10 protein-coding genes are annotated in these 13,141 nt (G+C 40.5%); all 10 read left to right on the forward strand.

The annotated features are described in order from the left end of the window. Positions 1-9: 9 nt before the first annotated feature. On the forward strand, positions 10-198 hold the full coding sequence (locus ACHCNF_RS16650) for a hypothetical protein (RefSeq protein ID WP_408072580.1): 189 nt from the start codon (positions 10-12) through the stop codon (positions 196-198). Between the two features lie 239 nt (positions 199-437). Beyond that, on the forward strand, positions 438-1,322 hold the full coding sequence (locus ACHCNF_RS16655; protein ID WP_408072581.1) for a DUF6033 family protein: 885 nt from the start codon (positions 438-440) through the stop codon (positions 1,320-1,322). 104 nt (positions 1,323-1,426) lie between these two features. Further along, positions 1,427-2,776: a hypothetical protein gene (locus ACHCNF_RS16660; protein WP_408072582.1), complete on the forward strand. Its 1,350-nt coding sequence runs from the start codon at positions 1,427-1,429 to the stop codon at positions 2,774-2,776. Positions 2,777-2,983: 207 nt separating this feature from the next. After that, positions 2,984-3,661 carry a response regulator transcription factor gene (locus ACHCNF_RS16665; protein WP_408072583.1) on the forward strand — a complete coding sequence of 226 codons (678 nt, stop codon included), beginning with the start codon at positions 2,984-2,986 and terminating at the stop codon, positions 3,659-3,661. Then, positions 3,654-4,556 carry a sensor histidine kinase gene (locus ACHCNF_RS16670; protein ID WP_408072584.1) on the forward strand — a complete coding sequence of 301 codons (903 nt, stop codon included), beginning with the start codon at positions 3,654-3,656 and terminating at the stop codon, positions 4,554-4,556. The genes ACHCNF_RS16665 and ACHCNF_RS16670 overlap by 8 nt, the downstream gene beginning before the upstream one ends. A 205-nt stretch (positions 4,557-4,761) precedes the next feature. Further along, positions 4,762-5,436, forward strand: coding sequence for an ABC transporter ATP-binding protein (locus ACHCNF_RS16675; protein WP_408072585.1), 675 nt, complete (start codon positions 4,762-4,764; stop codon positions 5,434-5,436). Between the two features lie 3 nt (positions 5,437-5,439). Beyond that, positions 5,440-8,073, forward strand: a complete 2,634-nt coding sequence (locus ACHCNF_RS16680; RefSeq protein ID WP_408072586.1) for an ABC transporter permease — start codon at positions 5,440-5,442, stop codon at positions 8,071-8,073. 249 nt (positions 8,074-8,322) lie between these two features. Beyond that, positions 8,323-9,852 carry a DUF5605 domain-containing protein gene (locus ACHCNF_RS16685; RefSeq protein ID WP_408072587.1) on the forward strand — a complete coding sequence of 510 codons (1,530 nt, stop codon included), beginning with the start codon at positions 8,323-8,325 and terminating at the stop codon, positions 9,850-9,852. A 42-nt stretch (positions 9,853-9,894) separates the two neighbouring features. Next, complete coding sequence (locus ACHCNF_RS16690; protein ID WP_408072588.1) at positions 9,895-11,619, forward strand: MutS-related protein; 1,725 nt, start codon at positions 9,895-9,897, stop codon at positions 11,617-11,619. Between the two features lie 167 nt (positions 11,620-11,786). Further along, the gene (locus ACHCNF_RS16695; protein WP_408072589.1) at positions 11,787-13,094 is read left to right on the forward strand and encodes an erythromycin esterase family protein; all 1,308 of its coding nucleotides are present in this window, start codon (positions 11,787-11,789) and stop codon (positions 13,092-13,094) included. The last annotated feature ends 47 nt before the right edge of the window (positions 13,095-13,141 follow it).

Below are 13,141 nucleotides of genomic sequence, written 5' to 3' on the forward strand. Positions count from 1 at the left end.
AATTATTTAATGAAAAAGGTATTGTCTGCAATAACTATATTGGGTCTTAGTATAGGATTACTTGGTTGCGGAAAGAATCTCTCGCTATCAGCGAATACTTCTGAGGATGAGCAGATCCAGTTTCCGGAATACATGACTTTTTATGAATACTTATGTTCTATGGATTGGATGCCAGGTGGAAAGACAGATGATCTGTGATTTATGGGCTGGTATTGCAGTAATATGGAAGACCTTCAGGATTTGTTTTCTGAAGGCCTTTTTTGTACAACAATTAAGGGTACAAAGAACTTTATACTTTTTTTATATTTTAAGGGTACATTAAGGCAGTAGTTAAGACGATAAAAGATATATAAGAAATGGATAAGTGTCTTACTATGCTTTTTTAGATATATATGAATGAAATGGATGTCGGCTTTTTTACAAGGAGGTAGATCAGTATGGCAGGAATTAATGGTATTTCCGCATATCAGCAAATAAAGCAGAGTGTCTATAATGAGAAATCAGGAGTATCTAAGACTCCTGATACAGGTAGGGCAGATCAGGCTGGTTCAGCAAAAAATTCTCAGCAGGCTAAAGTAGAAACAAAAGCGTGGAGTCCGATAGATACCACGAGTTCACTTGTGCCCAGAAAAACTGAATATGGGATGACTATTGGAGATGTGCAGCTTTCCGATAAGGCAAAGGACTACTATAATTCGCTGAAATCAAAATATCATAATATGGAGTTCATTGCTGTCAGCAAGGATATGAAAGCACAGGTCCAGCAGAATGCTGCCTCCTATGGCAATGCCAACAAAATGGTAGTCCTTATAGATGAAGAGAAGCTTGAGCGGATGGCGACGGATGAATCATATCGTAAGAAGTATGAAGGAATCATTGCCATGGCACAGACAAAGATGTCAGAGGCTAAGATGGGACTTGCCAGCAGCGGCGCAAGTGTTAAGAATTTTGGGATGAGTGTTGATTCTAATGGTAAGGAGAGTTTCTTTGCCACTGTAAATAAATCTTCAGATCTTCAGAAAAAGCGTACTGAAAAGAAAGCAGCAGAGAAGAAAGCTCAGAAACTGCAGGAGAAGAAGAAAGCAGAAAAGAAGGCGCAGGAGGAACGCATCCAAAAAGCCAGGGATAAAAAAGCTGAAAAGGAAGATACTGATAAAGAGGATTCCAAGATTAAAGATGACGAGGAATATGTAACATTCGAAGCAGATTCCATGGATGAACTTCTCTCCAAGGTGCAGACATACTCATACAATAATGCATCCGGAAAAGTTATGACTCAGGCCGAGCAGATGGTAGGAACAAAGATAGATTTCAGAGGCTGATGTTTTACGCACACAGCCGCACGGTGGAAATTGCTGCTATGCAGCGTGCGGCTGGCGCGAGAGGAATCGTATAAATACGATTCCTACATGTTATGAGGTACGGCATGAATATATCATTTATCACGAATAATCTATATAGTTCACAGTACATGAAGAATGCCCAGGGGAATCTCTATGCTCAGAAGACTGACGGAGCCATGAAGAATACAATTATGGGAAAGATGCCGGTAAATCCTTTTGTATCAAGCTTTGACAGAAGAACAGACAATGAGGTTAATGATCGAAAAGGATTATCACAGCAGATGCGGCAGATGATACGCTCACTGAAGCAGGATTCTCAGCAAGATCAGAATAATAAAAAAATAAATGATTTTCTGACATCATCCGGTTCCCCGGATGCAGCAGAGGAAGATTCAGCTCCAAAACCGACCTATAATTATAAAGAGGTTGCATCCAAAATCCAGAGTGCCAAGACATCAAATAGTGCCGGGCAGGCAGTACTGGCAGCAAAAAGAGCAGTGACACAGATAAAGAGAAAGATTTCTGCGGGGGATGGTGATCCTGAGGAGCTGCAGTTTGCTTTAACTCATGCAAAGCGCATGGAAATGGTGGCAAGGAAAAAGAAACATCATCTGGAGCTGGAAGAAATGGTGGCTCGTGCTCAGAAGCAGGATGAGCGCCTTGACGAACAGGAAGATGCTGTTCGGGGAATTCAGAGTGCCATAACACAGGCAGAGGAAGAAAAGATCACTGAGAAAGAAGACCAAATCTTCGATGAGCGCGAGGAGATGCTGGAGGGAGTCACCATCCGCGAAGCGGATTTAAGATGTGACGACCGAAATGCCGCCGAACAAAGTGAGGGGGCGGTTCAGTTGCAGGGAGTCACCATCCGCGAAGCGGATTTAAGATGTGACGACCGAAATGCCGCCGAACAAAGTGAGGGGGCGGTTCAGTTGCAGGGAGTCACCATCCGCGAAGCGGATTTAAGATGTGACGACCGAAATGCCGCCGAACAAAGTGAGGGGGCGGTTCAGTTGCAGGAAGCTCTCTCGCAGATAGAAGAGAGCGGAGCTAATGTTTCGGATGAAATGATGGCAGACCTGAACAAGATGATCTCTGAATTTGGCGAGGAAGAATTGGAAGAGTTGGAAGAAACCATGGAGATGCTTGAAGATATGGAAGTCGTAGATCCGCATATGAGCAAAGAGGATTTCGAGGATCTTAAGAGAAAGCACAGGGCTTCAGAAAACAAGGCTATAGTAAAAGCAAATATGGAATATCTTAAAGATATGATCAAGCATGAGCTTGGAAAAGCCGGAAGTATTCCCAGTATGGGAGGTGGACAGTCAGCTTCTGAAGTGGTTGGAAGCCCTGCAGTGCAGGGGGTAACCGTATCAATGCCGGCAATGGCAGCTCCGGTTTCAGATGGGGGTTCGATTGATGTTTCAATCTGATATGACAGTTGATGAACTCTTTGAAATGGCTGAGGAAATCATTGTTGCACGATAACAAGTATTTGATGTTGTGATATCATAGAAGCATGTGTTTTGGTAATGAAAATACATGCTTCTTTTTATGAGCATTAAAAGATAGTCGGGTGAACATGATGTTAAAACATGCCTTTGGAATATGACACAAAAGATGTTATTAGGTGAGGAGCTATGGAACAGATTCTTATTGTTGAGGACGATACAACTTTAAATCAGGGGCTATGCAAGGCTTTAAAAGAAAATGACAGGCAGATTGTGTCTTGTGAAAGTATAAATGAAGCAAAAGAACAGTTGTCTCTTGGTACAGTTTCTTTTGTACTTTTGGATATCAACCTTCCTGATGGAAGTGGATTGGACCTGTTAAAGGAAATAAAAGGAAAAACACCCAATGTACCGGTAATTCTTTTAACTGCTAATGATACGGATAAGGATATTGTTACAGGACTTGAGCAAGGCGCTGATGATTATATTACAAAGCCTTTCTCCCTTGCTGTTCTGCGTGCAAGAGTAAATACTCAGTTGCGAAAGACTAATCATGGAAATGAGTCAGGTGTATTTGATGATGGTATTTATGCGTTTGACTATAATAACATGGCTTTTTCTGTAAATGGTAAAACTGTGGAACTATCGAAAACAGAGCAGCGTCTGTTAAGAGCACTGACAGACAATGCAGGGATGACCGTAAAAAGAGAAAACCTGATAGACAGACTCTGGACTGATGGGGCTGAATATGTTGATGAGAATGCATTATCTGTTACTGTAAAAAGGCTTAGGGATAAGCTTTCTGCGCAGGAAAAGATTAAAACAGTATATGGGATAGGCTATAGCTGGGTGAAAGAGAATGGATAAACTTATTCTTGTTATCGGCATTTGCCTTATGATTGTCGCCTGCATAGCAATCGTAATTAATAGAGTAAAAACCAGGAAATTATTTGACTCCCTGGAAAGCATGATTCATACGGCAATGAATGGGGAGTTTGCACCGGAGCATTTTGATGAGGGGCGGTTATCTAAACTGGAGTCGGAACTGTCGGATTTTTTAAGCGTATCTTCCATCTCTGCACAGAACGTTAAGGATGAACGTGATAAGATAAAATCCCTTATTTCAGATATTTCCCATCAGACCAAAACACCAATCTCAAATCTTATTCTATATAGTGAACTGCTTGAAAGTGCTGATCTTACCGGCGATGAAAAATCAAATGTCGAAGCTATACATGCACAGGCAGAAAAACTAAGGTTCCTGATAGACAGTCTTGTAAAACTTTCAAGGCTGGAAAACGGGATTCTGTCACTTGAGACTGATAATGAAGAGCTTAATCCATTATTAAAGGATGTTGCCATACAGCTTCGGGAAAAGGCTGAGGCTAAGGACATAAAACTGGAGATTAAAGATACTGATGCAAGGGCACTTATTGATAAGAAATGGACGCAGGAAGCAATTGTAAATATCGTAGATAATGCTATCAAGTATACTGATCAGGGAAGTATTACGATCAGTACAAAGGATTACGAAATGTTTGCCTGCGTAGATATCAGTGACACCGGTATAGGTATTCCTGAGGAAGAATCAGCAAAAGTATTCCAGCGTTTTTACCGTGGAAGCAATGTGAAATCCAAGGAAGGTGTTGGGATTGGCCTACATCTTGCTCGAGAGATAATATCAGGTGAAGGAGGCTACATTAAGTTAAGTTCTAAGCTGGGAGAAGGAACTACGTTCTCTGTTTTCCTTCCGAAAAAGTGAAATATGACAAAACTGTAAGATTTAAAGTAATGTCTTGAAAGATTCTGGAAAGATTTGTATGTGATAATCATCTGTAGAGGAGATCGGTATGCTCCTTTACAGGTGATTTTTATATGCGCAGCTCGCGGAGAGGAGTATATTGCTAAAGCAATCCGCTCACGCGCAAGTATTTTGCAAGCAAAATTCATTATAGTGGAGGCTCAGAATGGAAATATTACGAGTATCAGATCTGAAAAAGACATATGGAAAAGGTGATACAGCAGTAGAGGCACTGCAAGGGATTAACCTTTCGGTACAAAAGGGAGAGTTTATTGCAATAGTAGGTACATCAGGGAGCGGTAAATCAACTTTGCTGCATATGCTTGGAGGGCTTGATCGCCCGACTTCAGGATCTGTTTCAATCGATGGAAAAGATATTTTTACTTTAAAAGATGAAGAACTGACCATATTCCGCAGAAGGAAGATTGGCTTTGTATTCCAGTCTTTTAACCTTGTCCCGGTTCTTTCTGTATATGAGAACATTGTGCTGCCGATAGAACTTGATGGTAATGTCCCTGACAAGGAGTTCGTGGATCAGATTATTGATACCTTGGGGCTCACAGAAAAGAGGAATGCTTATCCTAATCAGCTTTCCGGAGGACAGCAACAGCGTGTTGCAATTGCAAGAGCGTTATCTTCAGCACCGCAGGTCATTCTGGCAGACGAGCCCACAGGAAACCTTGATTCAAAGACAAGTCAGGATGTCTTGGGGCTTCTTAAGGTCATTGGGGAGAAGTATTCACAGACCATTATCATGATCACGCATAATGATGAGATTGCCCAGATGGCTGACCGGATTATAAGGATTGAAGACGGCCTTATAGTGTCAAAAGAGGTGTGAGGTATGAGGAACGACAGAAGGATGAAGGGACCAAGGGTCAATAATAGGAAAGTTATAAGAAAAATAGCATTAAAAACAGTAAAAGCGAATCATAGAAAAAGTATGGTGGTCATAGCTGCGATTGCGCTTTGTACATTTATGTTTACAGCTCTTTTCACAATTGGAGGAAGCATAGTATCAAAATTTCAGGAATCAACTGCAAGACAATCGGGAGGAACATCTGATGCAAGTATTAAGAACCTCACTGAGGATGAATATAACAGGATTGCAGAAGATTCCAAGCTGAAAGATGTATCAGAGAGAATATATGTCGGAAATGTTGTTAATCAGGAACTTTTAAAACTGTATACAGAGGCAAACTATTGCGATGAAACAAGTGCAAAAAAGGGGTTCTGTTATCCTGAAGTAGGACATCTTCCGGTAAAGGAGGACGAAATTGCAGTCAGCAGCCTGATCTTGCAGGCTTTTGGTATGGATGCGAGAAATACTTCTGAATATGAATCATTGATTGGGAGTATGCTTCCTCTGCAGATTGAAACCGGAAAAGGTATTATAGAAAAAGAATTCAGGATTTCAGGAATCTACACCGGCGACAGGATATCCATGGCTCAAATGGTATTGGTATCTAAGGCTTTTCAGGACAAATATTCTCCGACACCGACGGTTTCGTTTTATGAAGATGGTTTCATGGGAACTGTGGATGATCTTTATGGAAGAATTTGCGCAGATATAGACTTTTATTTTCCGTTTGATATCAGTGGCCAGACATATAAAACGGTTGTAAGGAATGGGCTTCCGGATAATACAGAGATTGGTGTTAACTGGGCATCATCAGTGGGAACAATGGACCTTACTACTGTTTTACTGATGATAACAATGCTTGCAACATTTTTTGTTTCGGGATATCTCATCATCAGCAACGTATACAGGATAAATATCTATACTGACATACGCTCATATGGGCTTCTTAAAACAGTTGGAACCAGTAGCAGACAACTTAGAAATATAGTGAAATGGCAGTCTGTTTATCATGCTGTGTCCGGGATTATCATGGGTATGATAGGAGGATTGATTGTTGGCCGCCTGCTTCTTCCTCTTGTCATGAGACAGCTTGTATTCTCGGAAACAACTGACAATAAGGCTGTAATAAATGTCTGGGTATTGGCGTTTTCAATTCTCTTTTCCTATATCACAGTAAGGTTATCGGTAAGGAAAGCAGTTAGGCTTGCATCAAAGGTAACACCTATAGAAGCCCTCAGATATACTGAGAATGTCAGCGCCTGCAAAACAAAGAAGCATAATGGGAAGTTTACTCCTGTGAGTTTTGCTTTAAGGAATGTTTTTAGGGAAAAGAAACGCTGCTTTTATGTTGTGTTCTCCCTTGCACTGTCGCTGGTTGTGTTAAACAGCGTATATACGATGATCATCGGATTTGACGAGAGTAAATACATATCTAATTATGTCAAAACGGACTTTTCAGTTGCAGATGCAATAACAGATAATCTTGGAGCAACCGGGCAGACTTATGACGGGGTTACCGATTCATTTATCAGTGAACTTAAGAAGCAGGATGGGATTCTGGACATAGGAAATATATATGCTGAACAGTATTGCTATCAGGAACTGGGTGACAGGGATTTTGCTCGTTTTAAGGAAAGGCTTCTTGACAATGAAAATGTAGATACATGGATGAGGGATGGGGCTTCATATGCTGCCGGTGATGGAGAAATCGAATATCTCAATGAGAGCACTGGAACGGTTGCCAAAGTTTATGGTATGGATGATTATGCTGTCCGTAATCTGGATTTTGTTCAGGGAAAATATGATGCAGATAAATTTAAGACCGGTAAATATATCATCGTAAACGAGTATAATAACGGAGGCGATAAAGAGAGTAACCTTGTTCCATATTTTCTGCCGGGTGAGACCATTGCTGTAAATAACAATGCAGGAGAGACAAGAGAATATGAAGTTTTGGCAACAGTAAGCATCCCTTTTTCTATGAGAATACAGTACTATACGGATATGGACGTTAATTATGTTCTACCGTCAGAAGAATTTCTGGATTTCTTTGGAGACAGAACACCTATGAGAACTCTCGTGGATACTACTGATGAAGCGGAACCTGTTATAGAAAAATGGATGGCGGATTATACAAGTAATGCCGAGCCATCACTAAAATATACATCAAGAGCTGTATACAGAAAAGAATTTGATGGACTGATAGGTATGTTCAAGGTTGTAGGCGGACTTTTGACAACTGTGCTTGCACTTATAGGTATTCTGAACCTGATAAATACCCTTGTGACATCAGTGCTTTCAAGAAGACTTGAACTTGCCATGCTTGAGGCTGTTGGTATGACAAAACGCATCCAGAGGACAAGTATCTGTTTTGAGGGCATCGTATATGGTGGACTGGCATTGATTTTTGGAATGATTCTTAGCAGCGTATTTTCGGTTCTTTTAGTAAAGAGTATTGGAACGGAGATGTGGTTTTATACATATAGATTTACTCTGATGCCAATTATGATTGTGACACCGGTTATTCTAATGGTAGCGATGATCATTCCGGTGGTAATCTATAGCAGAACTATGAAGGAGACTGTAGTTGAGCGATTGAGGTTAGCGGATGCCTGAAAATGTGTTTTGCAATCTGTGATGATGAAAAAGCAGTAAGAGAATTACTTAACGGATGGCTTTAGGGAAGTGTGTACAATGCAGAAATAAAAGAGTATTCATCAGCTTAAGGAGTATAATAAGAGGAAGGACTATCAAAAACAGTTGACAGAGAATGCTATTGAACGGCGGGAAATGCTGGAGGAGAAGAATAAACTTACCGGAAGCAGACAAATGTCACTGTAGAAAATATTATTTGTGGGGATGGGTATGGATAAAGTAGAAAAATGGGGAGTTTTTGAATGGTCAGGAAAGGGATATGGGGAAGGAAATCCTTTTGTTGACTACGATATTGAAGCGACTTTTAAAGGCGAGAATGAAGAAAAAACCGTGAAGGGTTTTTATGACGGTGAGGGCGTATACAGAGTACGCTTTATGCCTTCGCATGAAGGGAAATACGAATTTGTTGTAAGTGGGAGTTTTTCCAAAGAAAAATATGAAGGAAGCTTCGAAGTGACTGCGCCCTCAGGTAATAACAGAGGGCCTGTCAGAGTATGTGATAAATATCACTTTTGCTATGCTGACAAAACTCCGTACTATAGTATTGGAACGACATGCTATGTGTGGGAGCTTCGAAGCGATGAGCTCATAGAAAAAACATTTCAATCTCTTGAAGATGCAGGCTTTAACAAGATAAGATTCTGCATTTTTCCTAAGCATTATGACTACAACCTGGGAGAGCCGAGGTCTTATCCGTATGTAGGAACCCCAATGGATAGCAGTAAGCTTACCAAGGACAATTTTTGGGATTATACAGATAAAACTGAGGGTAATGACTGGGACTTCTTCAGATTTAATCCTGAACACTTTTCACATATAGAAAAATGCATAGCAAGACTTGCTAAGATGGGTATAGAAGCGGATATCATTGTCTTCCATCCGTATGACAGATGGGGTTTTTCACAGATGTCACGTGATCAGGATGATTTTTACATCAGATATTTGATCAGCAGATTGGCGGCATACAGAAATGTATGGTGGTCTATGGCCAATGAATATGATATTTTTCCACATAAAAACATTGAAGACTGGGATCATATCGGAAACTTGTTCAAGGAAGAGGATCCCTATGATCATTTGAGGTCGATACATAACTGCATTGACTTTTTTGACCATAAGAAAAAAACCTGGATTACTCATTGCAGTATTCAGAGGCAGGATCTTTACAGGACTGCGGAATATACGGATGAGTGGAGAGAGGAATTTCAGAAGCCGGTGGTTCTCGATGAGATAGCATACGAGGGCAATATCCAGCATGGATGGGGCAACATCAAAGGAGAAGAGATGGTAAGGCGCTTCTGTGAAGGAATATTCAGGGGCGGCTATCCGGGACATGGCGAGACTTTTCTTAATAAGGACGATATTTTGTGGTGGTCCCATGGAGGAGAACTGCATGGAGAGAGCTGGAAAAGAGTTAAGTTTTTGCTTGGAATAATGAAAGAAACACCGGGAGCCGGGCTTAAGCGCGATAAAAGCGACAGAAGGTGCTGGGACTGCTTAAAGGCTGTTCCGGAAGATGATGCTCTGTATGAAAAGACAGGATATCAGATTTATTACTACAGCTTTATGTGCCCTTCCTTTAGAGAATTTTTCATGGAAGATGGCATTGATTACAAGGCTGAAATTATTGATACATGGAATATGACCATAGAAGATGCGGGTGTTCACAGCGGCAGATTTAAGATAGAACTACCGGGCAGACAGTTCATGGCTATACGCCTTCAGAAAATTCTGAAGTAATCGGTGTGGTATACCAAAATATAATATAAGGAAGGACATCAAATGTCAGACAAAATAAGCATACTTTTTCCAAAAAATGAATTGGAATACAAGAAAATGAGCGATGTAACTGTCCATGATATCGGAATGGATGCGGTTATAAGCAGACTTTCAAATCAGCCCAACGAACAGCAGTACATAATGAATGTAATGAGGCTGATCACTAATGACGCAGAAACAGCCAGATACAGAGCGGAAGTGTTTGATGATATCTATAAAAATCCGGATCTTAGGAAACAGATCATGGAAACCTTAGATCGTATCAATTTTTTGAAGGAATATGGAAGCTATAAGCATGATCACGACCATGATCCCGGTGTATGGGACCTGCTTCACAGGCTTGATGAGCTGGGAGATTATATATCAGGCATCGATGCTTTAAGGAAATGCCTTGGCGAAGCCAGGATAAATTCAGTGGGATTAAAACGCCTTAAGGATTATGCGGATAAGCTCTATTATGACAACGGTTATGAAGGGCTTAAAAAAGATATCGATGAACTCAAGGCTGATACACGTAATCTAAAGAGCGTGACCGTGGGAATAAATTTAAATGAGAGATTTGAGGCTTGCGGAATAGGTATAATTTCGCTTAATAACAAAGCTTTTACAAAGTCGAATGTTGTAAGCCATTTCATAGACAAGGTGTCAATGAAGGACAATATTAACAGTGATACTGAGTGGAACGGAAATTATAAATTTGATGAATTTACCGCTAAAAATCCGCTTACCCGCAATGATATGCCTATCATTCCGCCTCTTAGTCCGATTGCGCTTATGAGTCTGAGGACTGTTCCGGAGTCTGATGAAAACACCCGTAGCATAACCAATTATATGGATGAAATAACTGAGAGGATGCTGAGCCATACCGTAAAGCATTTAAGAGACGTACTTGGAAAATATACTATGCTCAAAATCACGGACATCACGGATCTTATGCCTGAGTTCATCTATTACATAAGGTGGGCCGAGTACATAGAAAAGCTGACAGAAAAGGGCTATGAATTTTGCAAGCCTGAAGTTGGGATTTTTCCGGGAGATACCGATGCATCCATGTACTCAAACGGAGTGTATAATATGAAGCTTGCTTTGGATGATAAGCAGTCTTTCGACGACATAGTAAGCAATAATCTAACGTTTGATAAATCCCATTGCATGTATATTTTGACAGGTGCAAACAGGGGCGGCAAAACGACCATAACTCAGGCCGTCGGTCAGCTTTTTTTCATGGCTCAGGGCGGAATATATGTGACGGGAAAAAGCTTCATATATAAACCGGTAGATATGATCTTTACCCATTTTCCTGCTGATGAGGATAAGACAATGGATCTGGGAAGACTGGGAGAAGAGTGTAAGCGCTTTAGAGAGATGTATGTTGAAGCAACCGGGAACAGCCTGATCCTTCTTAATGAAACATTTTCGACCACTTCATTTGAAGAGGGTTATTACATAGCAAGAGACTGCTCAAGAGCTATATTAAAGAAGGGAATGAGGACAATATACAACACTCATATGCACAAGCTCGCCTATGATGTAGACGAGATAAATGCAGAATCTACAGAGTATAAAGCAGCATCCCTTATCGTCAGTTCAAAGGATGGCAAAAGATCATATAAGGTTGAGGTTGCGCCACCAAAGGGGCTGTCTTATGCAAGCGATATCGCGGAAAAATACGGTGTTACGTATGAACTTTTGACGGTCCAAGGGGACGGGGTTAGTGGTCCATTTTAGAATTCCTACAAATAGAATTCTTACAAAAATGTAAGTTTACTTAGAGGAAATGTAAGCCAAATAAAAGGCAGTACATTTCCTTTTTTGTTACCCTTTTTTTGACGGAAATAAGTGAGTCGCAGATAAACAAACGACATTCTGAGCGATATGTTGAAAAGGAGTATGAAATGAAAGTGTTAAAGAAAATAGGAAAAATATTATTGATGATTATAATTGCGATCAGCATCTTGCTGGGAGTAGGGTTAAATTATAAGACAGTCCTTGCTATGCATAAAAATAAAACTGTGGTTGAAAACGCCAAAACTGTTTCCGGGCTAGACATACCGGATAACGTAGAGATTGTAGGTCTTGGAGAGGCAACCCACGGAAGCGTGGAATTTCAGGAGTCCAAGCTTGATGTTTTTAAAATGCTTGTGGAAAAAGAGGGATACAGTGCGTTCTGTCTTGAAGCAGACTTCGGAGATTGCCTTAGAGCCAATGAATTCGTTCAGGGCGGCGAAGGCGATGCCAGAGAAGTTGTTAATAATTTGAGTTTTAATCTTTATCATACCCAGCAGATGGCAGATCTTCTTGATTGGATGAGAGAGTATAACGCTTCTGTTTCAAAAGATAAGAAGATCAGATTTTACGGCTTTGACATGCAGAATCCGGAAAAGAGCGTAGAGTACTTATATGACTACATGAAGAAAAACGGAATTACCGGAAAAGAGACAACAGGAATAGATTACTTTATTGATGAGAACAGAACTGAGTCTATGACTGAAGATGATGTTAAAAAGGTTAAAGAAGAGCTTGAAGATATAAAAAAAGAGATAAATGCTGCAGCTACAAATGATCAGGACTTAGATGTCATTTTTGCTACTAAAGCTGCTGATAATATTGCTACATGTGTTGACTATGCGATGATCAATTTCCAAACAGATTATCAGAAGAAGTATGATGCAAGAGACATAGCTATGGCTGACAATGTATCATGGATTCTTGATCTTGAAAAGAAAATCGGATCAGGCAAGATAATGCTTGCAGCCCATGATGGACATATTTCCAAAAAGCCTCATAGCATAATCCAGTCAGTAAGTATGGGAGGGGTGTTAAAAGAAAAATATGGGGATGCCTACTACAGCCTTGGCACAGACTTTTTCAAAGGAAAAACAAATGCAAGTGTATCCAGAGTTATTTCGAGTGAGTATCAGAGAAAAGACTTTTTCTTTACAACTGCTGATCCTATAGCTTATCAGGCCAAATACATGGATGATAAGAGATTTTATCTGGACTTTGAGACCATTTCTTCTGAGGACAGCAAGGAACTTTATGACCTGATTCATTCAGATGTATCTATGGGAACTATCGGAGAAGGAGCATCAGATTTATATTATTTGTTCCATTCAGCATACAGAATTGAGATGGCACCAGCTGACCTTTATGATGGAATGATCTACTACTATAGTGTTTCTGCAACTTCACCGCAGTACTAAGTATGCGAAAATGGACCACAAACTCCGTCCCCTAGGACCATCATGCT

Source organism: Butyrivibrio sp. NATIVEDY162, assembly GCF_045999815.1.
GTDB lineage: Bacteria > Bacillota > Clostridia > Lachnospirales > Lachnospiraceae > Butyrivibrio.

Coding starts and splice junctions, on each gene's coding strand:
- ACHCNF_RS16665 (WP_408072583.1), top strand. CDS start 2,984: ATGGAACAGATTCTTATTGTTGAGGACGATACAACTTTAAATCAGGGG.
- ACHCNF_RS16680 (WP_408072586.1), top strand. CDS start 5,440: ATGAGGAACGACAGAAGGATGAAGGGACCAAGGGTCAATAATAGGAAA.
- ACHCNF_RS16660 (WP_408072582.1), top strand. CDS start 1,427: ATGAATATATCATTTATCACGAATAATCTATATAGTTCACAGTACATG.
- ACHCNF_RS16650 (WP_408072580.1), top strand. CDS start 10: ATGAAAAAGGTATTGTCTGCAATAACTATATTGGGTCTTAGTATAGGA.
- ACHCNF_RS16675 (WP_408072585.1), top strand. CDS start 4,762: ATGGAAATATTACGAGTATCAGATCTGAAAAAGACATATGGAAAAGGT.
- ACHCNF_RS16670 (WP_408072584.1), top strand. CDS start 3,654: ATGGATAAACTTATTCTTGTTATCGGCATTTGCCTTATGATTGTCGCC.
- ACHCNF_RS16695 (WP_408072589.1), top strand. CDS start 11,787: ATGAAAGTGTTAAAGAAAATAGGAAAAATATTATTGATGATTATAATT.
- ACHCNF_RS16655 (WP_408072581.1), top strand. CDS start 438: ATGGCAGGAATTAATGGTATTTCCGCATATCAGCAAATAAAGCAGAGT.
- ACHCNF_RS16690 (WP_408072588.1), top strand. CDS start 9,895: ATGTCAGACAAAATAAGCATACTTTTTCCAAAAAATGAATTGGAATAC.
- ACHCNF_RS16685 (WP_408072587.1), top strand. CDS start 8,323: ATGGATAAAGTAGAAAAATGGGGAGTTTTTGAATGGTCAGGAAAGGGA.